20 protein-coding genes and 3 pseudogenes are annotated in these 21,561 nt (G+C 63.9%); 11 read left to right on the top strand and 12 right to left on the bottom strand.

Annotation, left to right across the window (positions count from 1 at the left end; all coding sequences use genetic code 11):
* The first annotated feature begins 14 nt into the window (after positions 1-14).
* Entirely contained in the window at positions 15-1,208 is a 1,194-nt protein-coding gene (locus AUC69_RS08630; protein ID WP_069441795.1) for an FAD-dependent monooxygenase, read from the top strand.
* 4 nt (positions 1,209-1,212) lie between these two features.
* Here AUC69_RS08630 and AUC69_RS08625 read toward each other — a convergent pair whose 3' ends face one another.
* From AUC69_RS08625 to AUC69_RS08615, 3 genes are all read right to left on the bottom strand, one after another.
* Positions 1,213-1,599, bottom strand: coding sequence for a DUF4431 domain-containing protein (locus AUC69_RS08625; protein WP_069441794.1), 387 nt, complete (start codon positions 1,597-1,599; stop codon positions 1,213-1,215).
* A gap of 22 nt (positions 1,600-1,621) precedes the next feature.
* On the bottom strand, positions 1,622-2,026 hold the full coding sequence (locus AUC69_RS08620; protein ID WP_141700690.1) for a hypothetical protein: 405 nt from the start codon (positions 2,024-2,026) through the stop codon (positions 1,622-1,624).
* 172 nt (positions 2,027-2,198) lie between these two features.
* Positions 2,199-2,585, bottom strand: a complete 387-nt coding sequence (locus AUC69_RS08615) for a DUF2852 domain-containing protein (RefSeq protein ID WP_069441792.1) — start codon at positions 2,583-2,585, stop codon at positions 2,199-2,201.
* 205 nt (positions 2,586-2,790) lie between these two features.
* Here AUC69_RS08615 and AUC69_RS08610 point away from each other — a divergent pair, with 205 nt between their 5' ends.
* Positions 2,791-3,564 carry a glycoside hydrolase family 25 protein gene (locus AUC69_RS08610; RefSeq protein WP_083239245.1) on the top strand — a complete coding sequence of 258 codons (774 nt, stop codon included), beginning with the start codon at positions 2,791-2,793 and terminating at the stop codon, positions 3,562-3,564.
* Between the two features lie 10 nt (positions 3,565-3,574).
* On the opposite strand, the gene AUC69_RS08605 is transcribed toward AUC69_RS08610, so the two are convergent.
* Complete coding sequence (locus tag AUC69_RS08605) at positions 3,575-4,213, bottom strand: TetR/AcrR family transcriptional regulator (RefSeq protein WP_069441790.1); 639 nt, start codon at positions 4,211-4,213, stop codon at positions 3,575-3,577.
* 151 nt (positions 4,214-4,364) lie between these two features.
* Here AUC69_RS08605 and AUC69_RS08600 point away from each other — a divergent pair, with 151 nt between their 5' ends.
* The 7 genes from AUC69_RS08600 (at position 4,365) to AUC69_RS08575 (ending at position 8,764) form a co-directional block, all read left to right on the top strand.
* Complete coding sequence (locus tag AUC69_RS08600; RefSeq protein ID WP_083239244.1) at positions 4,365-5,546, top strand: calcium:cation antiporter; 1,182 nt, start codon at positions 4,365-4,367, stop codon at positions 5,544-5,546.
* Between the two features lie 39 nt (positions 5,547-5,585).
* Complete coding sequence (locus AUC69_RS08595) at positions 5,586-6,329, top strand: ZIP family metal transporter (RefSeq protein ID WP_204377299.1); 744 nt, start codon at positions 5,586-5,588, stop codon at positions 6,327-6,329.
* A gap of 146 nt (positions 6,330-6,475) precedes the next feature.
* Entirely contained in the window at positions 6,476-6,697 is a 222-nt protein-coding gene (locus tag AUC69_RS08590) for a vWA domain-containing protein (RefSeq protein ID WP_069441788.1), read from the top strand.
* Positions 6,694-6,888 carry a hypothetical protein gene (locus AUC69_RS17020; RefSeq protein WP_141700688.1) on the top strand — a complete coding sequence of 65 codons (195 nt, stop codon included), beginning with the start codon at positions 6,694-6,696 and terminating at the stop codon, positions 6,886-6,888. The genes AUC69_RS08590 and AUC69_RS17020 overlap by 4 nt, the downstream gene beginning before the upstream one ends.
* On the top strand, positions 6,879-7,160 hold the full coding sequence (locus tag AUC69_RS08585; RefSeq protein WP_069441787.1) for a vWA domain-containing protein: 282 nt from the start codon (positions 6,879-6,881) through the stop codon (positions 7,158-7,160). Before AUC69_RS17020 ends, AUC69_RS08585 begins: the two co-directional genes overlap by 10 nt.
* A gap of 301 nt (positions 7,161-7,461) precedes the next feature.
* Positions 7,462-8,262: a polysaccharide deacetylase family protein gene (locus tag AUC69_RS08580; protein WP_069441786.1), complete on the top strand. Its 801-nt coding sequence runs from the start codon at positions 7,462-7,464 to the stop codon at positions 8,260-8,262.
* On the top strand, positions 8,231-8,764 hold the full coding sequence (locus AUC69_RS08575) for a GNAT family N-acetyltransferase (RefSeq protein WP_083239242.1): 534 nt from the start codon (positions 8,231-8,233) through the stop codon (positions 8,762-8,764). The genes AUC69_RS08580 and AUC69_RS08575 overlap by 32 nt, the downstream gene beginning before the upstream one ends.
* 525 nt (positions 8,765-9,289) lie before the next feature.
* Here AUC69_RS08575 and metH read toward each other — a convergent pair.
* The 5 genes and pseudogenes from metH to AUC69_RS08555 form a co-directional block, all read right to left on the bottom strand.
* Positions 9,290-11,947 (bottom strand): annotated as a pseudogene (gene metH / locus AUC69_RS08570) (methionine synthase); the annotation flags it as partial.
* A gap of 75 nt (positions 11,948-12,022) precedes the next feature.
* A complete protein-coding gene (locus AUC69_RS08565; RefSeq protein WP_069441784.1) occupies positions 12,023-12,718 on the bottom strand; it encodes a class I SAM-dependent methyltransferase in 696 nt (231 codons plus the stop codon).
* A gap of 4 nt (positions 12,719-12,722) precedes the next feature.
* Positions 12,723-13,715: pseudogene (locus AUC69_RS08560) on the bottom strand (homocysteine S-methyltransferase family protein); the annotation flags it as partial.
* Between the two features lie 62 nt (positions 13,716-13,777).
* Positions 13,778-14,708: pseudogene (gene metF, locus AUC69_RS16245) on the bottom strand (methylenetetrahydrofolate reductase [NAD(P)H]).
* The gene (locus AUC69_RS08555; RefSeq protein ID WP_069441783.1) at positions 14,708-15,742 is read right to left on the bottom strand and encodes an ArsR/SmtB family transcription factor; all 1,035 of its coding nucleotides are present in this window, start codon (positions 15,740-15,742) and stop codon (positions 14,708-14,710) included. Before AUC69_RS08555 ends, metF begins: the two are co-directional and overlap by 1 nt.
* 204 nt (positions 15,743-15,946) lie before the next feature.
* On the opposite strand from AUC69_RS08555, the gene AUC69_RS08550 reads away from it, so the two are divergent.
* Positions 15,947-16,744 carry a class I SAM-dependent methyltransferase gene (locus AUC69_RS08550; protein ID WP_204377298.1) on the top strand — a complete coding sequence of 266 codons (798 nt, stop codon included), beginning with the start codon at positions 15,947-15,949 and terminating at the stop codon, positions 16,742-16,744.
* Here AUC69_RS08550 and ettA read toward each other — a convergent pair.
* The 3 genes from ettA to AUC69_RS08535 all read right to left on the bottom strand — a co-directional run bounded on the left by ettA (position 16,741) and on the right by AUC69_RS08535 (position 20,943).
* Entirely contained in the window at positions 16,741-18,399 is a 1,659-nt protein-coding gene (gene ettA, locus AUC69_RS08545; protein WP_069441782.1) for an energy-dependent translational throttle protein EttA, read from the bottom strand. The genes AUC69_RS08550 and ettA overlap by 4 nt on opposite strands.
* Before the next feature lie 149 nt (positions 18,400-18,548).
* Complete coding sequence (locus AUC69_RS08540; RefSeq protein ID WP_141700686.1) at positions 18,549-19,727, bottom strand: hypothetical protein; 1,179 nt, start codon at positions 19,725-19,727, stop codon at positions 18,549-18,551.
* A 178-nt stretch (positions 19,728-19,905) separates the two neighbouring features.
* Entirely contained in the window at positions 19,906-20,943 is a 1,038-nt protein-coding gene (locus tag AUC69_RS08535; protein WP_069441780.1) for a mitochondrial fission ELM1 family protein, read from the bottom strand.
* 221 nt (positions 20,944-21,164) lie between these two features.
* On the opposite strand from AUC69_RS08535, the gene AUC69_RS08530 reads away from it, so the two are divergent.
* Positions 21,165-21,557 carry a TerB family tellurite resistance protein gene (locus AUC69_RS08530; RefSeq protein WP_141700685.1) on the top strand — a complete coding sequence of 131 codons (393 nt, stop codon included), beginning with the start codon at positions 21,165-21,167 and terminating at the stop codon, positions 21,555-21,557.
* Positions 21,558-21,561 lie beyond the last annotated feature (4 nt).

The raw sequence follows: 21,561 nt of genomic DNA, 5'->3' as shown, positions 1-21,561 counted from the left end.
GGAAAGGCGCGGCAATGGCCATCAATGGCAAGATCCTAGGCAAAATCCTGATCTCAGGCGCCGGCATCGCCGGGCTGACGCTCGCCACCCTGCTGAAAGAGCAAGGCCACGACCTCACCGTGGTCGAGCGCGACAAAGGGTTACGCGCCGAAGGCTATATGATGGACTTCTTCGGCTCGGGTTGGGACGTGGCCGAGCGTCTCGGCCTGACCGACAAGCTCCGCGCCATCCGCTACCCCATCGAACGATTCAACTTTGTCGATGCCGCGGGCCACGTCTATGCGTCGATGCCGCTCACCCGGGTCGGCCAGGCGCTCGGCGGCAAATATGTCTATCTGCGCCGCTCGGACCTCGAACGCATCCTATACGACCGGGCGGCGCAAGCAGGCGTCGCCGTCGACTTCGGCCGCGAGGTGACGGCGCTCGACGCGCGGGAGGACAGTGTGCACGTCACGTTCGATGACGGCAGTGCGGGCGATTTCGCCCTGGTGTTCGGCGCCGACGGCGTGCACTCGCAAATTCGCCGGCTCGTGTTCGGCGACGAGGCGCAGTTCGCGCGCTTCCTCGGGGCCTATGTGGCCGCCTACCACCTCGCTGATCACAAATTCCATCTCGGGCACGCGCTCAATCTCTACGAGGAGACCGATCGTGTCGCCGCCTATTATCCGCTCGACGACACGCGCATGGATGCCACCTACGTGTTCCGGCACGGTGAAACTCATGTGCCGCGCGATGAGCGCCTCGCCTTCGTGCGCCACGCCTATGACGGCGCGGGCTGGATCGCCGAGGACATGCTGAAGGCGTATCGGGGTCATGAGCCGATCTATTTCGACAGCCTGACCCAGATCGTGATGCCGCGCTGGTCGAAAGGCCGCGTCGCGCTTCTCGGCGATGCCTGCGGCTGTCTCACCTTGCTGGCCGGCCAAGGCTCGCACATGGCGATGGCGGGCGCCTACGTGATCGCGCAAGAGCTCGCACGCCATGACGGCAATTTCGCAAGCGCCTTCGCCGCCTATGAAACGAAGCTCAAGCCCGCGGTCGCCAAACGCCAGGCGGATGCGGCCGGTTTCGCACGCGTCTTCATCCCCTCGAGGCGATCGCGTCCCTGGCTCCGGCGCCTCGTCGTCAAGGCGATGTTCAGCCCGCTCCTCTTGCCGCTTATGTTCCGCTGGTTCGGCGCGAAGAGCGTGCTCGAGGGCTATCCTTGAGCCGCTAGATCTCGTCGATCTCGCTAATATCCATCATGATCGGCGCATGATGGTGGGCCGTGTGCGCGCCGAAGGGCGTACCGCGAACCTGCACTTCCTTGCCGACGAACTTCCGAAGCGCCGCGGAGAGCGTCTCGTCTAAGGCATAGACGTGGATCGTCGCGACATCCCCGATATTGTCCGTCTCCTCGCTGCCTTCGAGGCAGGCCGGAGCCGGCAGCGTGAGGATGAACGCCTGCTCAGGACGTCCGGCCGCGTCCTCGAACTGCCCAAGCGACAGCCGCCCTTCGGCGATCTCGCCTGGCGCATTCGCCTGAAGGCAAGACGCGGCCTGCGCGCTCGACGCCGCGAGCATCAGGATCAGGGACAGGAGCCAGGTGGCGTGTTTCATCGGGATACCGGTCGCTTCAGAGTCAGAAGCTCACCTTAGCCTTTTCGGCATTGAACACGGTGACAGTCTTGCCGGGCTCGATGGCCGACGAGGTTGAGTAGGAGTGCGGGACGAATTGGATGGTCGCCATGCAGCCTCCGCCGGCACAGTCCCCCGCGAGCTTCTCCTTGGCAGCCTCGGGCTCGATGTCGTCCGCATCGACATAGACGCCGTCCTGCGACGTGCACTCGTAGCCAATCACATCGCCCGAGCGGCCGTTCTTCACGCAGTAGGCTTCCATCTCAACCTCTTGGCCGAGATAGTCCTGTGGCTTGCTGGCAAGCTCTTGCAGGCTGGTTGATGCCGCCAATGCCAGCGGCGAGAACAACGCCGCTCCACAGAGTGCGACACCGACGAGGTGGCGCGTTACACGATGCTTCGAGTTCATCTGGCTCCTCTTCCATGCTGCTGGAGGTTGGAGCCCGTATCCTATTCAGGACGCGGCGCAAGAAAAGCCCTAGTTCGACACCAAAAAGGGCGCGGGACCGAAATCCCACGCCCTTCGCTAGGGTGTTGCCTCTCTTGCTTAAGGCTCGTTCGCAGGGAGCCGATGGAGAGCCCTAGACGGCTCGCGGCGTGTTGCCGCCCTGGCCACGCTCGGCCATGAACTGGTCGAACTCGGCCTTGTCCTTCGCGTGGCGCAAGCGCTTGAGGAAGGACTGGAACTCGGTTGCCTCCTCCTCCAGCCGCTTCAGGGTCGCCTCGCGATAGTCATCGAATGCGTGATTGCCGGTCGAGCCGCCCGGTCCGAAGCCGCCGCCGAAACGCCGTGCTTCGTTGGTGAAATACTCGCGCCATGCCGTCTTATGTCCACATCCCATGCGTCCACTCCAGATCAGATAGGCCAAAACGCCTAGGCCAACAGGCCACCAAACAATGAAGCCGAGGATCATCGCCGCGATCCAAGCCGGCTTCCCGTAGTCGTCCAAGGTCGCAACCAGGTGCATCGGGATCCTTCCTTCAGTGTGAATGTGATTTACATTTACATAGATGTGCCCCCTTGGCAAGGCGTCAAGGCGGTCCTCAAAAATATGGGGTTGGGCGAGCGGAAAGCACAGAGCGGCCAAGGAATTTTAACCCTCTGCGGTCGAGACTGTGGATGCAATTCATCGAAAATTGCACTGAGTGCTGGTCTTCGTGTAGGGCGTAACCATGAGATTTGCGTATCGCCGTCTCTCAAGTGTGGGTTTGGCCGCCGCCACCGTTGTGGCGGTGGCGAGCGGCAGCGCCGCGGTGGCCGGCGCACTCAAAGACGTGAAGCCACATGAAGCGGTGACGCGCGCCCACACCATGCCGATCCAAGGCATCGACGTGTCCTACTGGCAGGGCGACATCGACTGGCGGCAAGTGCGCGCCGCGGGCGTCCAATTCGCCTTCATCAAGGCGACCGAGGGCGGCGACCATCTCGACCCCATGTTTCTACGCAATTGGCACGCGGCGAAGCGGGCGGGCCTGGCGCGCGGCGCCTATCACTTCATCTATTGGTGCCGCTACGCCAGCGAGCAGGCGGCGTGGTTCGTGCGCAACGTGCCGCGCGATCCCGACGCGCTGCCGCCGGTGCTCGATCTCGAATGGCATACTCATTCCAAGACCTGTCCCGGCAAGATCTCCCGCGAGCTGGCGCTGAAGAAGATCAAGATCATTCTCGACGCCATGGAAGCGCATACGGGGAAGCGGCCGATCATCTACACGGACCCGGCGTTCCACAAGGACGTGCTCCAGGGCGAGTTCAAGAGCTATCATTATTGGCTGCGCTCGGTGGCGGCAGAACCGGACAAAATCTATCGCGGGCGGAGCTGGGCGTTCTGGCAGTTCACCACCACCGGCACGGTGCCGGGCATCAAGGGCAAGGTGGACCGCAACATCTATAACGGCTCGCCCAGCGACTGGGACCGCGTGCTGAGATGGCTCGAGGCGAGCCGCTGACGGCGCGCCGTTAGCCCGACCCGTCTTCTTTCGCGTCCGGCAGAATGCCGAGTCCTTTCAAATAGATCAGCAGCCCACTTTCGAGCACTTCCTCGGGCGTCATCGGCACCTTGCGCGCCGCGCGGCCGCCTTTCGAGAATAGCGTGGCGACGCCGTGGGCCATGGTCCACAGATGCAGGCTGACGAGCTTCAATGGCGGCCGCTCATCCTCGGGCAGCGACCGGCACAGCGCCTCCGCCGCCTGTTGGAGCACTTCGAAGGCGCGCTCCGCCGCCGGCAGCGTCTCGCCCTCGGTGCCGGGCGCTAGTCCCGTCTCGAACATCACCGTGTAGCTGGCCGGCTCTTCCCGGGCGAAGGCGAGATAGGCCTTGCCGAGATTCTCGAAGGCCGAGAGTGGTGTCGGCACGCCGTTGTTCCAGGCGGTGTCGAGGCAGGCGGCAAAGCGCTCGAAGCCGTTGCGGGCGACCTCGGCGAGCAGCGCGTCGCGATCCTTGAAATGGCGATAGGGCGCCGCCGGGCTGACGCCGGCCAGGCGCGCGGCCTCGGTGAGGCTGAAGCCGAAGGCGCCGTGCTCCTCGATGAGCTTGCGCGCGGCCTCCAGCAGCACCTCTTTGAGGTTGCCGTGGTGATAGGAGCTGGGGCGCGCCAACCGCGGCCTGAGTGACTCATGTAAAGGGCTTTTACATCAAAGCCCTGGCCGCCGCCAGCCACCGTTGCGAGCGTGGTGAAGCAAAGCCGGTGCGTGGACAAGTTCCCGGACCGGCTGTGCGGCAAGTTCGGAGCGGTATAAGACGGGGTCCATGGCCAAAGCCAAGACCACCGGCCGGCGGAAAGCCGCCACGCCACGCTCCGCCGCGAAACAGTCCGCGCCATCGCTGTTGAGAGCCGAGGCGCCGGCCATCGCCGGCATCCTCACCACGCTCCTCTTCTTCGCGTTCGGCGACACGATCCTTTCCGATCTCGAGAACCACGCTCTGACCGTCGTGCTGTTCGTCTGGCTGTTCGCGACGATCATGTGGTGCTCGTTCGGCGTGGTGCGCCATGCGGAGGCCGTCGCCGAGAAGCTCGGTGAACCTTATGGCACGCTGGTGCTGACCGGCTCGGTCATCGTCATCGAGGTGGCGCTGCTCGCTTCGATCATGCTGCACGGCGCCAATAACCCGACGCTGGCCCGCGACGCCATGTTCGCCACGCTGATGATCGTGCTGAACGGCATGGTGGGCGTGGCCCTGCTCATGGGCGCTCTGCGCTATTGGGAGCAGGAGTATAATCTCGCCGGCGCCCGCGCCTTTCTCGTGGTCATCGCCGCACTCTCGGTGTTCGCCCTGGTGCTGCCGAAATACACCGAGACCGCGCCGGACCCCATTCAGTCGCCGGCCAAGGCAATCCTGTTCATGGCCATCACCCTCCTGTTCTATGCGGTATTCATCGCCATCCAGACCCTCCGGCACCGGGCCTTCTTCGCTGAGCCCGCGGAGCATCCCGAAGACGCGGGCTTAGTGGCCGCAGACCACGAGCAGACCGCGACGGGCTCGCTGGCCTTCCATGTGACCATGCTGCTCGCGTCTCTCCTGCCCGTGGTGCTGCTGGCGGAGTTCCTCGCCGTCATCGTCGATTTCGGCATCGAGGATCTCGCACTGCCCGATCCGCTCGGCGGTGTCTTGATCGCCGTACTGGTGATCGCGCCGGAGGGGCTCACGGCCTTCAACGCCGCGCTCGCCAACCAACTCCAACGGGCGGTCAATGTGTGCCTGGGCTCGGCGCTCGCGACGATCGGCCTGACTATTCCGGCGGTGCTGGCGATCGGGATCCTCACCGGACGCGACGTGCATCTCGGGCTGACCGATGTCGAGACGGTGCTGCTAATCCTCACGCTGTTCGTCAGCGGGCTCACCTTCGGCGGCGGCCGCACCAACGTGCTGCAAGGGGTCGTCCACCTGCTCCTGTTCGCCGTCTATGTGATGTTGATCTTCAGCCCATAAGACTCTTGCGGGTCACGACGTAACAACCGAGGGAAAACGGTGAGCGCTCTTCACGACCTTCACGCGGCAACGCCCCTGTTGACGGCGATGCTGCTAGCGACCGTCGCGGGACTGACGATCCCCATCGGCGCCTATCTCGCCTCCATCGAGCGTATCCGTCCGCGCTGGCTTCAGACCGAATTTCGCCACAGCGTGCTCGCCTTCGGCGGCGGTGCGCTGCTTGCGGCGGTGGCCTTGGTCCTCGTGCCCGAGGGACTCCGCGATCTCAATTGGGTGCTGATCTGTCTGGCGTTCGGCGGTGGCGGTATCGTCTTTCTGTTGATCGACTGGGCCATCGCCCGCTGTGGCGGCGCCGGCGCCATGCTCATGGCCATGCTGCTCGATTTCGTTCCGGAAGCCGCGGCCATCGGCGTCGGCCTTGCGACACGCTTGGAGATTGGGCTCCTCCTGGCCTTCCTGATCGCGCTGCAGAACCTGCCCGAAAGCTTCAACGCCTATCGGGAGATCATGGCCCACAACAAGCCATCGAAGCGCGGATTGTTCATGGCATTCAGCGCCCTGGTGCTTCTCGGCCCGCTCGCCGCCTATCTCGGACATGTCTGGCTCGCGGCCAGTCCGGCTTGGGCGGGGGCGGTGATGCTGTTCGCCTCGGGCGGCATCATCTATCTGACCTTCGAGGACATCGCCCCTCAAGCGGTGCTGAAACGGCACTGGGCGCCGCCTTTGGGAGCCGTGTTGGGCTTCCTTCTCGGCATCATCGGCCACGTCGCGCTGATGCCGTAGCCGAGACCCCAGCAGAAATCCTGCTATTCCCTTCGTGCGCGGATTTTCGTTACACTCGCCCAAAATTGCCTAGGGAGTGTAAAAAAATGCAGTGTCGTGGCATTTTGCTTGCCGGTCTTCGTGCGCTCCGGTTGCCAGCTAGCGCCTTGGCCGTCACGCTCGCGTGCCACGCGCCCGGGGCGGTCGCCGAGGATACCAAGCCCGGTCCTTGCACCGACGACGCCATGATCGTTTTCGATGCCTCGGGCTCCATGTCTGGCAACCAGACCCTCGGCATTCCGAATTCCCGCCCCCGCATCGACGAAGTGCGCTCCGCCCTCGCCCAGGTGCTGCCGAGCGCCACGAAATTTCGCCGCGTCGGCTCGTGACATACGGTCCGGGCCCCTACAACCAGTGCAACGTCCAACTCGATCTCAAGCCGACGCGTGATGCCGCCAAACCGATCATGCGGGTGGTGAACGCGCTCGTGCCTGCCGGCAAGACGCCGCTGACCTCGGGCGCGAGGAGGCGGCCAAGGCGCTCGACTTCCAGAGCAAGCCCGGCGTCATCGTGGTGGTGACGGACGGCGAGGAAACTTGCGGGCGGTCGCCTTGCGACCTCGCCAAGCAACTGCACGAGACCGCCGAGCAGCTCACCGTTCACGTGATCGGCTTCCGCTATTCCAACTATTCCTGGACGGGCGGCAACAGCGTCATGGATCTCAGATGTCTCGCCGACGAGAATAACGGCCTCTACATCAAGGCCAACAGCGAGGGCGAGCTGATCGAGGCGCTGGAGAAGACGCTGGACTGCCCCATGGTGTCGCAAGCCCCCTTAAATCCCATCCGCTGATCTTGAGTTGACGGCCAGGGCCCAGGCGCTCAATAGAAGAGCAGCCAAGAGGGTTGGGCGGCGATGACGTTCGAGCGTGTGTTCATCATTGCTGCCGTTGTCGCACTCGCCGCCGGCGGCCCCGGCCGGACGAAGGCGGCAGAACCGGCCGCCGAGGCGACCCTGCCCGCCCAGTGCTGGACGCCAGAGGCCTTGGCCGGCACGCCCAAGGAATTGAAAGCGACGCGGCTCGGGCCCGCGCCTCGACCTCGAAGCCCTCAAGCAAGAACCCCTGCCCGCCCCGGTTCCGGTCGCCGAGGACTTGCGCGGCTCGATCCGCAGCGTCGAGCTCCCACCGGGGCAGAAACTCATCGCGCTCACCTTCGATCTTTGCGAGAGCGACGGCGACCATGCGGGCTATGACGGCCGGGTGGTCGATCTCCTGCGGGCCGAGGGCGTGAAGGCCACCTTCTTCGCCGGCGGCAAATGGCTGGAGAGCCACCCCGAGCGCGCGCAGCAGCTGATCGCCGACGCCAATTTCGAGATCGGCGCCCATGGCCTGCGCCACCGCGACCTGACCCATGCCACCGACAAGACCATGGCGGAGGAGATCGGGCTGACCGAGGCGGCTTTCGTGCGGGCTCGGAAGACGCTCATGTCGCGCGCCTGCGTCACCGACCTGCAAGACGACGCAAGCGTCCCGCAAGCCCGGATCACGCTGATGCGGTTTCCCTATGGGCGGTGCAATGCCAAGGCGCTGGCGGCCGTGGCCGCTAACGGACAACTGGCGATCCAGTGGGACGTGGTCACCGGCGACCCCGACCCGCACATCACGGCGAAGGGAATCGCCAACACCATCCTCACCCGCGCCCATCCCGGGGCCATTATCGTGGCGCATGCGAACGGGCGCGGCCGCAACATCGCCGCCGCTCTCAAGATCGCCCTGCCCAAGCTCAAGGAGGAGGGCTATCAATTCGTCACGCTGAGCGAGTTGCTCGCGGCCGGCAAGCCGGTGATCGCCGCGACATGCTACCTCAACCGGCCGGGCGACGCGTCGCGCGTCGCGCGGGCCAAACGGCAGCGCAAATCAAATGACATCTGGTCCGTTCTCCGCAGCCGCTGATCTCATTCTGAACGGCGATCCGGGCCGCGCCTGTCTGCGCCCAATGGCGCCTGCGGCTTGCGCGGCGCTCGGGCGGGCGATCGTGGCGGTGCCGCCCTGGTCTGAGATGCCCTATTCGGCGGAGGCGATAACAGGCTATCTCGTCGCTGTGGAGGACGGCGCGCGCCGCTACCGCATCGAGGTGGACGGCATGACGGCCGGCGCCGTGGCGGTCCGCTATCCGTGGCTGCGGGGCGTCTATCTCGAGCTGCTGGCGCTGCTGCCTGAGTTTCAGAACCAAGGGATCGGGTCGGCGGTGCTGGACTGGCTCGCGCGCGAGGCTTTGCACCGCGAGGCACGCAACCTCTGGGCCTGCGCCTCGTCTTTCAACGAAGCCGCGCTTCGCTTCTACGCGCGACATGGTTTTGCGGAGACCGCCGTGTTGCACGGTCTGGTCGCCGACGGATTCGATGAGATCCTGCTCCGCAAATTCCCATTGGGCTCCGTGCCCGCCGGCGGGTGAAACGGACGATCCGGCAGCCTCGGCACGATTTTTCGGAGACAATTGTCCACAAATCGTCCCCATAGCCCGGGCCCTTGGCTCGCCCTCGTATCCCCGGACCCTCCCCGGAGACCCGCACTAAGGGTCTGAATCCAGGGAAAAAATAATTATTAAAATCGGTGAACCCTAAGCCGTCCCGAACGTTGTTGAACTCATCTTGGGGCCCGTCACCGTTGTGCGGCGCAACAAGGAAACGACTTGGCAGCGGTCGAGCCCAGCCTTTAAGCTCGGTGGGTTCGGCAACGGGCAACCCTCCAATCGGAAAGGAGAGCTTCCGATGGAACTCACAGCCAAATTGACCATGGTCACGGCCATCGTATCGTTCGGCTTCCTGGCCGCCGTCATCCTGGGGATGATTTAGACCTTAGCCTTATCGGCAACCCTTTGGGGGGTTTCGGTCTTAAGACCAAAAAGAATGCGGCGTAAAGTTTCGAGGAGCCCGGCGCGGAAGCCCGGGCTCCTCTTTTCATGTCAGCAAGGGCGCGCTTACGCCGCCGCGTCGGCTACGCGCTTTGGATCGTAGTTGAGGATGGGGCCCAGCCAGCGCTCGGCCTCCTCGACCGACCAGCCTTTGCGCGCGGCGTAGTCTTGGACCTGATCGCGGCCGATCTTGCCGACACCGAAATAGCGACTCTCGGGATGGGAGAAATAGAAGCCCGAGACGGCCGCGGATGGCCACATGGCGCAGCTCTCGGTAAGCTTGACGCCGATCTCCTTCTCCACATCGAGCACCCGGAATAGGGTCCGTTTCTCGGTATGGTCGGGCTGCGCCGGATAGCCCGGCGCGGGCCTGATGCCGGCATAGTCCTCGGCGATCAGCCCCTCGTTGGTGAGCGCCTCGTCCGGAGCATAGCCCCAGAGCTCGCGGCGCACCTTCTCGTGCAGCGCCTCGGCGAAGGCCTCCGCCAGCCGGTCGGCGAGCGCCTTGACCAAGATCTTCGCGTAATCGTCATTGGCCAGCTCGAAGCGGCGCGCCACGTCCTCCTCACCGATGCCCGCGGTCACGGCAAAGGCGCCCATATAGTCAGGCACGCCGGAGTCCTTGGGCGCCACGAAATCGGCAAGCGCGAGATTGGCCTTGCTCGAATCGCGCGCCATCTGCTGGCGGAGCGTGTGCAGCGTCGCCAACGGCGCCTTGCGCGTCTCGTCCGCATAAAGCTCGATATCGTCGCCGACACTGTTGGCCGGCCAGAAGCCGACCACGGCGTTGGCCGTGAGCCATTTCTCGTCGATGATCTGCTTGAGCATGGCCTTCGCGTCGTCGAATAGCGGACGCGCCGCCTCACCGTATTTATCGTCCTGGAGAATGCGCGGGTACTGACCCTTCAGCTCCCAAGCCTGGAAGAAGGGCGTCCAGTCGATATAGCGGGCGAGCTCGGCGAGATCGTAGGCGTGGAAGGTGCGGGTGCCGAGGAAGCTGGGCTTCGGCGGCGCGTAGCCCGACCAATCGAGCGCGAGCTTGTTGGCGCGGGCCTGCGCCAGCGGCGCGCGGGTCTTCTCCGCCTGGCCGCGGGCATAGGATTCCGCCATGCGCTCGTATTCCTCGCGCACCTTGGCGATCTGCTTGGGCCGTTCCTCTTTCGACATCAGGCCCGAGACCACACCCACGGCGCGGCTCGCATCGGTGACATAAATGGCCTGGCTGCGTTTGTAGTTGGGGCTGATCTTGACGGCGGTATGGACGCGACTCGTCGTGGCGCCGCCAATCAGCAGCGGCAGGTCGAAGCCTTCGCGCTCCATCTCCGCCGCCACGTGACACATCTCGTCGAGCGACGGCGTGATCAGGCCGGACAGGCCGATGATGTCGATATTCTTCTCGCGCGCGGTATCGAGGATCGTCTGGGAGTGCACCATGACGCCGAGATCGGTGACCTCGAAATTATTGCACTGGAGCACGACACCGACGATGTTCTTGCCGATGTCGTGGACGTCGCCCTTGACGGTGGCGAGCAGAACCCGGCCGGCGGGCTCCCCTTGGGCGAGCCCCATCTCTTCCTTCTCTTTCTCCATGAAGGGCATGAGATAGGCCACGGCCTGCTTCATCACGCGCGCGGACTTCACCACCTGGGGCAGGAACATCTTGCCGGCGCCGAACAGGTCGCCGACGACGCTCATGCCGGCCATCAGCGGCCCCTCGATGACATGCAAGGGCCGTTCGGCCTTTTGCCTGGCTTCCTCCGTGTCCTCCTCGATGAAATTGGCGATGCCGTGAACCAGCGAATGGGTTAGGCGCTCCTCGACCGGCTTCTCGCGCCACGACATGTCGATCTCGCGTTTCGGCCCGCCGCCGCCCTTGTAGCGCTCCGCCGCTTCCAGCAAACGGTCCGTGGCGTCGTCGCGCCGGTTGAGGATGACGTCCTCGACCAGGTCGCGCAGCTCCGGGTCGATGTCGTCGTAGAGGGCCAACTGGCCGGCGTTGACGATGCCCATGTCCATGCCCGCCTGGATGGCGTGATAGAGGAACACCGAATGCATCGCCTCGCGCACGCGCTCGTTGCCGCGGAAAGCGAAGGAGAGGTTCGACACGCCGCCCGACACATGTACGTAAGGCAGCTCTTCCTTGATGCGGCGGGTCGCCTCGATGAAGGCGCGGCCGTAGTCGTTATGCTCCTCGATGCCGGTGGCGACGGCGAAGATGTTGGGATCGAAGATGATGTCCTCGGGCGGGAAGCCGACCTCCTCGGTCAGGAGCTCGTAGGCGCGCTTGCAGATGTCGAATTTCCGTGTCGCCGTGTCCGCCTGGCCTTCCTCGTCGAAGGCCATGACCACCACGGCAGCGCCGTAGCGCTGGACTTTGCGGGCATGATCGAGAAACGCCTCCTCGCCTTCCTTCATGCTGATGGAATTGACCACGGCCTTGCCTTGCACGCATTTCAGGCCCGCCTCGATCACCGACCATTTCGACGAGTCGAGCATGATCGGCACGCGCGAGATGTCGGGCTCGGCGGCGATGAGGTTCAAGAAGGTGACCATGGCCTTCTCGGAGTCGAGCATGCCCTCGTCCATGTTGATGTCGATCATGTTGGCGCCGTTCTCGACCTGCTGGCGCGCGACCTCGAGCGCCGCGCCGTAGTCGTCCGCCTCGATCAACTTACGGAAGCGCGCGGAGCCGGTGACGTTGGTCCGCTCGCCCACCATGACGAAATTCTGTGCCGCGGATGATGTCATTCAATCGGATTCCATTTTTGAATTAACAGGAGACAAGCGGGCGAGATCGCATCACGCGAAGGCAAGCCAGCCCTTGATAGCGAGTCCACGGAAGATCGGCGTAAGGCGTTCAAATGCTGCGCTCGTCAGCAGCTCTTCCTCACGTTCAGCCGACACCACCGCGACATTTTTGAAGTTTTCTGCGTTCTTCTCGGCCACCTCTTCCGCAATGCCCTTCATCACGGCATGCCGCTTCCATATGCGCCGCAAGAGCTCGGTCTGGGCGTCGCCTGAAACGCCGACGCCGTCGACGATGGCGAGCGGCGCACCCGGCTTCAGACGCGCGTGGATAGCCTTGAAGAAGGCGAGCTTTGAACCATCGTCGGGCACGAAATGCGCCGTGAGGATGCATGTGGCGGCATCGAACTCATTGTCATCGAGGTTCTCAATAGCCGTTTCATCCACTTTGGCTCGCGCGCCGACCGGCGTGCCGGCAAGACGGCGCCGCGCCAGTTCGACCATGGGCCGATAGGTATCGACGCCGACGAACGACCAGTCGGGATTATCCGAACCTAGGCGCAAGATCTCTTCACCGCCGCCGGCGCCGACCACCAAGATCCTGGCCGGCTCCTTTGGAAGAAGCTCAAGAAGCGAGGCCTCGACAATGGCGAAGATCGCCTGCCGGCCGGGAATGAATTGCTCGGCCAGCCTGACATAGTCCGCGTCGAGATCGGGAAGCTCCTGGTCCTCAAACTTCAGCGCCGTCATACCGTCACCCGTGCACGAAGGGCTCAAGGCCGGAGAGGCGCAGCTTGTGCTCCACCTCCGGCACCCGACGCGGCTGGTATTTGGCCATGGCCTCGGCAATCGCCCGGATGTGGTCGGGCGTGGTGCCGCAGCAGCCGCCGACGATATTCACGAGGCCATCCTTGGCCCAGCCTTCCAGAAGCTTGGCCATGTGCTCTGGGCTTTCGTCATATTCGCCCATCTCATTGGGCAGCCCCGCGTTCGGATAGACGCTGACATAGGTGTCGGCCACATGTGCCATCTCGTCGACGGACGGCCGCAGCTGCTCGGCGCCGAAGGAGCAGTTGAGGCCGACGGAGAAGGGCCTCAGGTGCTTCATCGAGTACCAGAAGGCCTCCGGCGTTTGGCCTGAGAGATTGCGCCCCGAGAGATCGGTGATGGTGCCCGAGATCATGATGGGCAGATGCACGCCCATCTCGTCGAACACCTGCTCCACCGCTAGCCCGCCGCTGGCGTTCAGCGTGTCGAACACCGTCTCGATGAGGATGGTATCGGCGCCGCCTTCGATGAGCCCCCGCGTTTGCTCCGAATAGGCCGCGACCAGGTCGTCGAAGCTCACATTGCGGAAGCCCGGATTGTTCACGTCCGGCGACAGGGAGGCGGTGCGGTTGGTCGGGCCGATGGCGCCGGCCACGAAGCGCGGCTTGTCCGGCGTCTTCTCCGTCCAGGCGTCCGTCGCCTCACGCGCCAGTTTGGCGGCGGCGACGTTCATCTCCAAGCAGATGTCCTCGAGACCATAGTCGGCCTGGCTGATGGCCTGGGCCGTGAACGTATTGGTCTCGACCATGTCGGCGCCCGCTTCGAGATAGGCGCCGTGAATGTCGCGGATGATGTCCGGCTGGGACAGCACGAGCAGATCGTTGTTGCCCTTGAGATCGCGGAGATGGTCCTTGAAGCGCTCGCCGCGATAGCCGGCCTCGTCCAGCTTGTGACGCTGAATCATGGTGCCCATGGCGCCGTCCAGGATGAGGATGCGCTCCTTGGCTTCACGTTTCAGGGCTTCGATACGCTCTTCACGGGTCATGATGCGGGCTCCACCTTCACGTCCGCGAAGGCCTTGGCCGGGCGCAGGCCCAGCAGATGACAGATGGCGTAGACGAGGTCCGCGCGGTTCAGGGTGTAGAAGTGGAACTCGGTGATGCCTTGGTCCACGAGGCCCATGACCTGCTCGGCGGCGACGGCGGCGGCCACGAGGTGGCGCGTCTCCTGATCCTCGTCGAGCCTTCAAACCGGTGGCCGAGCCAATCGGGCACGCTGGCGCCGGACCGCTGGGCGAAGCTCGCCGCCTGGCGAAAATTGTGAATCGGAATGATGCCGGGCACGATCGGATGGTGATCCCGGCGTCGCGGACGCGGTCGAGATAGCGGAGATAGACCTCGTTATCGAAGAAGAACTGCGAGATGGCGCCGGTGGCGCCGGCGTCGATCTTCTGCTTCAGCATGTCGATATCGGCCTCGACCGAGGGCGACTCAGGATGCTTCTCGGGATAACAGGCGACCGAGATCTCGAACGGGGCGATCTTCTTGATGCCGGCGGTAAGGTCGGCGGCGTTGACATAGCCGCCGGGGGTCGGCTCGTAGGGCTTGCCGGCGCCGTCAGGCGGATCGCCGCGCAGCGCCACGATATGGCGCACGCCGAGATCCCAATAGTCGCGGATGACCTCGTCGATCTCCTCGCGGGTGGCCGACACGCAGGTGAGATGGGCGGCGGGCTTCAGCGTCGTCTCGCGCAGCATGCGGGCCACGGTCGCGTGAGTGCGCTCGCGGGTCGAGCCGCCGGCGCCATAGGTGACCGACACATATTTCGGACGCAAGGGTTCGAGCCGGCGGATGGAGCGCCACAGCGTCTCCTCCATGGCCGCGGTCTTCGGCGGGAAGAACTCGAACGACACATCGATGTCGCCACGGCCGAGGAAGCGGCGCTTGGGTGGTTCTTGGGATGATGCGAGCATCACGCGATGACCTCCACTTTGGGGCTGAGCCCCCTATTTTTGCCGGCCGCGACCGGCTTCACGCCGAGCCACAGCGAAACGGTGAGCTTGCCTTCCGACGGCCCGGGACTGAGCTCGCGGAAACGCTCGAGCTTGAGGCCGGTGCCTTGCAGCATCCGGCCGAGTTGATCGCGGGAGAAGCCGAGCCGGCGATGAGCGGACTCCTCACGAAGGAACTCGAGCTCATGGGGGGCGAAGTCGACCACCAGCAGCTTGCCGCCCGGCGCCAGCACGCGCGCGGCCTCGGCCACGGCGGCGGCCGGATCGTCGAGGAAGTGCAGCACCTGATGCAGCACGACGGCGTCGGCGGCGCCGTCGGGCAACGGCACGTTATAGAGATCGCCGTGGCGGACCTGGCCTTGGGTCAGACCGGCACGCTCGAGCTTCATGCGCGCGTAGGCCAGCATGTCGTGGTTGAGATCGAAGCCGAGGGCCTTGGCGGCGCGGGGTCCGAAGAGTTCGAGGATGCGTCCGGTGCCGGTGCCGAGATCGACCAGAAGATCGAAGGGCCCCTGTCCCAGCGCTTCGTCCATGGCGGCCTCGACCTGGGCGTCGGCGACATGGAGCGTGCGGATGCGGTCCCACTCCGCGGCATGGGCCTTGAAGTAGCTCTGGGCCGCTTCGGCACGGGCCTTCTGCACGGCTTCGGCCCGGGCCTGGTCGCGGGCGAGCGTCAGGTCCGGCCGGATCGAGCTCGCGACGATGGCGCGGGCGAGCGCGCCTTCGGCGCCCGTATCGGCAACGCGGAAGAAGACCCACGAGCCTTCGCGGAAACGGGTGATGAGGCCGGCCTCGGCCATGAGTTTAAGGTGCCGGCTGATGCGCGGCTGGCTCTGGGCCAGGATCTGGGTCAGGTCCTTGACGTTCAGCTCCGCGCCCGCGAGCAGCGCCAGGATGCGCAAACGCGTGGCTTCGCCCGCCGCCCGCAAGGCCGCGAGGGCATGGGGGCCGGAAAGGCCTGGAACGGCAGCGCGGACTTCGGCATCACCTGACATAAAGATATGTTTATATCTTCCCGTCGGGCGGTGCAAGGGCCTCAGCGATGGCCCAAAAACTCCCGATTTCAAGCAATCTTGAACGGGTGCGGGCGTTCGCATGCGGTCCTAAGCTGCTACGCTCCCCGCAAATCGACCTCCCATCACCCAGCACACGGGGAAATCATGATCGCAGTCCGCACACGTCCAACTTGCCTGCTTTTGATGCTCGGATGTTTAGCGCTCGGGTCTCTCGCCGCGCGCGCTGAGGACACGCCGGCGCAAGACGATCGCCTAAATGAGACTATCGCCGGCGACCACAGGTCGGAAGCCAACAAGGCGCGTGACGCATATCGCCACCCGTTCGAGACGCTCACCTTCTTCGGGATCAGGCCCGACATGACGGTGGTCGAGATCTATCCGGGCCGCGGCTGGTACACGGAAATTCTCGCGCCCTATCTCAAGGGCAGCGGCACTCTCTATGCTGCCGAGCATCCGGGCGACCCATCCTACGAGGCGCTTCAGAGATCGCTCGAAGCCTTCGATCAGAAAGTCAAGGACGCGCCCGAGCTTTACGGTGACGTGAAACGGACGAAACTGACCAAAGACGGCGACATCGCCCCGCCGGACTCGGCCGACCTCGTCGTCACGTTCCGTAACGTGCATAGCTTCATGGGATCGAGCTCCGAGAATGAGGCCTTCGCCGCCATGTTCAAGGCGCTCAAGCCGGGCGGCGTGCTTGGCGTCGTGCAGCATCGCGGCGATCCCAAGGTGGAGCAGGACCCCAAAGCCGGCAAAGGCTACGTGAACCAGGACTACGTGATCGCGCTGGCCGAGAAGGCGGGGTTCGAGTTCGCGGAGACATCCGAGATCAACGCCAATCCGAAGGCACGAAGGACTATCCGAAAGGCGTGTGGACGCTGCCACCCTCGCTTCGCCTCGGGCGACGAAAATCGCGAGACATATCTGGCGATCGGCGAGAGTGACCGCATGACGCTGAAATTCGTGAAGCCTACGAGCTAGGCGCGAGCGAATTTCTTGTATTTGATGCGCTTCGGCAGGATCGAGTCCTCGCCCAAGCGGCGCTTCTTGTCCTCCTCGTAGTCCTCGAAATTGCCCTCGAACCACTCCACGTGGCTGTCGCCTTCGAAGGCGAGGATGTGGGTGGCGATGCGGTCGAGGAAGAAGCGATCATGGCTGATGATGACGGCGCAGCCGGGGAAATCCTCGAGCGCGGCTTCCAGCGACGACAGGGTCTCCACGTCGAGATCGTTGGTCGGCTCGTCGAGCAAGATGAGGTTGGCGCCGGATTTCAGCATCTTGGCGAGGTGGACGCGGTTGCGCTCACCGCCCGAGAGTTGGCCGACCTTCTTCTGCTGGTCGGAGCCCTTGAAGTTGAACCAGCCCACATAGGCGCGGCTCGGCACCTCGCGCTTGCCGAGCGCGATCACGTCGTTGCCGTCGGAGATCTCCTCCCAGACATTCTTCTTCGGGTCGAGGGCGTCGCGGGACTGGTCCACATAGCCGAGCTTCACCGTCTCGCCCACGCGAATGGCGCCGTCGTCCGGCGTCTCCTGGCCGACGATCATGCGGAACAGCGTGGTCTTGCCGGCGCCGTTCGGGCCGATGACGCCGACAATGCCGCCGGGCGGCAGCTTGAAGGACAGCCCATCGATCAGGAGCCGCTCGCCGAAGCCCTTGCCGAGACCATCCGCCTCGATGACCACGTCGCCGAGCCGGGGGCCCGGCGGAATGGTGATCTGCGCCTTGCCGGTCTTGTCGTTGCCGGCCTCGGCGACCAGTTCCTCATAGGCACGGATACGGGCCTTGGACTTCGCCTGGCGCGCCTTGGGGCTCGCCCGGATCCAGTCGAGCTCGCGGGTGATGGTGCGCTGTTTGGCCTCGTCCTGCTTGCCTTCGACCTCGGCCCGCTTCTGCTTCTGCTCCAGCCAGGACGAATAGCTGCCCTTGTAGGGCACGCCCTGCCCCCGATCGAGCTCGAGCGTCCAGTCGGTGATGTTGTCGAGGAAGTAGCGGTCATGGGTGACCATGACCACGGTGCCGGGATAGTCGCGCAGGAAATGCTCAAGCCAGGCCACGCTCTCGGCGTCGAGATGGTTGGTCGGCTCGTCGAGCAGCAGGATATCGGGCTTGGACAGGAGCAGACGGCACAGCGCCACGCGGCGCTTCTCGCCGCCGGACAGCGCTTCCACCTCGGCGTCGCCCGGCGGGCAGCGCAGGGCATCCATGGCCTGCTCCACTTGCGCATCGAGGTCCCACAGATCGCCGGCGTCGATCTCGTCCTGAAGCCGCGCCATCTCGTCGGCGGTCTCGTCGGAATAGTTCACGGCCAGCTCGTTGTAGCGGTCGAGCTTGGCCTTCTTCTCGGCCACGCCCTCCATGACGTTGCCCATGACGTCCTTGCTCTCGTCGAGCCGCGGCTCCTGGGCCAGATAGCCGACATTGACGCCCTCGGCCGCCCAGGCCTCGCCGACGAACTCCTTCTCCTCGCCCGCCATGATGCGCAGCAGGGTCGACTTGCCGGCGCCGTTGACGCCGACGACGCCGATCTTGGCGCCGGGCAGGAAGGCGAGCGTCACGTCCTTCAAGACCTGCTTCCCACCGGGATAGGTCTTGTTGAGCTTGGTCATGACATAAACGTATTGCGGGGTGGCCATGGGCGTCCCTTCGGGGATTCGTGTTGCCTAAGGAGAATTGCGCCCGCGCTTTTAGCCAATCGGACGCTTGAACTCAATGTAGGAAGCGGTCCGACCGGTGCAATGCCCCTCTGCGGCCTGTGCAGCAGCTTAGTCCGCCGGTCAGGCGCTCATTGCAGGATGGCGATGCTGCTCCCCTGGATCGGTGCTTCCTGTCGAGCCAGGTTTTGGAGCTCGATCACGAGCGACATAACCCTCACCGATTGGTCCCGCATGTGGGGCTGATTGTGAGGTTGCGGAACATGATAGCTCCTCCCGCCGAACCGGACCGACACGGCCGACGGGCCATCCCGATCACTGCCGCTGACAATGCGGAAAGGAATGATCCAGTCGATATTGTCGCGCCCCGGGATCGGGATTGCGGCGACATCGGGCTGGTTGCGATAGAGCTGCAAGGCCGCTAGCCTGCCAAGAAACTCGATAATCTGTGCAGGAGAGCGCAGGAAAACCGCGAACACGAGTGGATCTTTCTCGGCGCGCCGGGAATTCAGCGCTTCAAAGCGATGTTCGATTTCCGGGTCGTCGAAGACCTCCTGGAACCTTTTCTCAAAAACAGGCCGATGATCGTCGTTGAGAACGGGCTTACCGTTTTCGTCTCGAAGCATCACATCTCGAATTCTGAATTCTGTCCCCGTTACTGCTAGCCGATTGATTATGATTTGAAATCGGTTGAACGAACAAATGCTCTGCGCGTGGTTGATGAAGCCATGCGCCCCTATGGGATCTCCGCATCTCCCGATCATTTCTTCAGTCCAGCGACAGACGGCGATTTCCCCTCTGTCAGTGGTGGTGTCGCATATCCTGCGCGCTTTGCGCGCGATCAGATCGTGAAGCTCTGGGTGAATAAGGATCGCGCCCCACAGGACCGTTTCGATCAACTCGCTTGGCCATCCCTGGATCAGGAGTTGCCTCGCAAGAGCGTGATCGACGGCGCGATAAAGGTGCTGGGCCGCCTTTGTGGCTCCGTAGTCCAAGAGTGTCGCATTCTGCGACCGTCGACCGGTCAGCCCCGGTGAAATCGTATGCCCTGTGTTGGGAATGGAGAATTGAGCTCCCAGGCTCGCGCCAGCCTCACCGAGGGATTGCACATTGCTCGCGGCCACAAATGTCGGGGTTCTGTCGTTGGCCGCCGCGATGATGTTCCTTAAGAGGATCTGCTCGTTGGACTGCGCCTGGCCGTCTTGAAAACTCAAAGAATTTATATTGGTTACGCGGCCTGCGCACCCCAATAACATTACCGCAATACACAGAACTTTGGCGCGATTAAAAAACTTGTAGTATGTAGGCATTATACACCTACTACATACTGTTCCGACGTCTACGATTATAACTTTATGATCATAACTTTAGGTTGTAAAGATATGCATATGCAATCTGACGATGTTTCAAAAGAGCGTGTTGCCGATCTGCAACCGTAGGTCTCTATCGCGGTGGGAGGTCCTGCTGGCGGCCGACAGTGAAGTCCGCCTATGAGAACAGCTCGGGCAGACGCTGTTTCAGCTTGGCGGCGAGCGCATCCAGCGGGTTCTCCTGGAGCGGCTCGGTCTCGGACAGGGCCTTCGCAAGAGCGTCCGGCGACAGCTCGGCGATGGGCAGCACGCGGCACCAGCCATTCCGCATGAGGAAGCTCCGATACTCAGCCTCCTCGTCGGTGAAGCGATGCGCCGCGGGCGCCACCCCCACCACCGGCAACCGCGCGGATACCGCTTCGGAGATCATGGTCGAGGAATCCTCGGTGCAGACGATGACTTCCGCCGAGGCGAAAATCTCCGGCAGCGTCCCCGGCCCGGCCGTGCGGAAGTCGATGAAGCGCGCGATCACGCTCTCGTCCTTGGCCAGTTCGGCGAAGCGGTCGGCGACCGCGTCGGGCGTGCGCCGCGAGGTGGAGACCAGCCAGCGCGTGCCCCAGGCCTTCGACACCTCGGTCAGGAAGCTCACCAACCGCTCCCACTCCTGGCGCTTGTATTTGAAGGCTCCGGCATTGCCGCCGACCAGGAGCCCCGCGACCTTCGGGTGGTTCTCGAGTCCATAGCGCGGCACGACGGCCGGCCGGCCCAAGGCTTCGGGGTCGATGGAGGACGGCTTCAGCACCACGAGATGGCGGTCGCTGCCGGAATCGCGGTCGTAAGAAGAGATGATCAGGCTGAAATTCTCCGGGCCGAGACCGCGCAGCAGCGAGCCGCAAAAAATATTGGGCACGCCGAGCAGCCGCGTGACGCAGAGATTGGGCATATGGGTCTCGCCGCCGGCGGAGATGACGAGATCGGCCTTAGGGATGGTGTCGGCGTCGATGCGGTAGGCCATGCGCAGCATGCGTGGCGGATAGAAGCTCTTGGCGGCGATGCGGCGCCGCAACCACCGCGTGGGCACGATCCATTTGCGCTTCACCTCGATGCGCGTCACCTCGACCGGGCGCAGGCGCTCAAGCGCCGCAATCACGCCTTGCGCCAGGTGATAATGACCAGGCCGGGTGTCGGCGAGGAAAATGACTTTGAGCGGGCTCATCTTGCGCGGCTGAAATCCCGTTGGCGTTGGTGGTTCGGCTCCCGCCTCGCGACCCGTCTTGAGACCCCGTCTTGATACCCAGTCTTTGGAGCGCGACAAAGGCTCGTTTTCGGGGGCGGCGGACCGAAGCGCCTAGAGAATTGGGGCCGGTTGGCAAAGGGCTTGCGCCTTAGCACAATTGACGGCAGGTGAAAGCCTCAAAGGAAGAAGTGGCAGGATCGATGGGCACGGACGCAGATTGGGTATTGAAGGCGATGGTGGCGGTGGCCGCCTCAGACGGCCATCTCGACAGCCGCGAGGTGGGCCTGATCCAGCAGGTCTACGAGGACCGCACGGGGCGCAAGCTCACGGCCGACGAGGTCGCCCGCGCGGTCGATGCCAATGCTCGAGGGGACGTGCTGGCCCAATTCGGCGCCGCATCCAAGACGCTCGACATGGAAACCAAGGAGGAGATGGTCCGGGCGGCCTATCTCGTGCTCCTGGCCGACGACCGTATCGCCGGTGAGGAGCGCAAGAAGCTAAAGGATATTTCCGGCGCCCTGCAGATCCCGGAGATCCATTTCGGCGCGATCCTCGAGGACCTCGCCCTCTGGCTCGCCAAGATAAAGGGCTGACCGG

It is taken from the genome of Methyloceanibacter superfactus (assembly GCF_001723305.1).
In the GTDB taxonomy this organism is placed as follows: Bacteria; Pseudomonadota; Alphaproteobacteria; order Rhizobiales; family Methyloligellaceae; genus Methyloceanibacter; species Methyloceanibacter superfactus.
The sequence above is the reverse complement of the archived record's forward strand: the minus strand, read 5'-3'. Positions and strand labels throughout refer to the sequence as shown.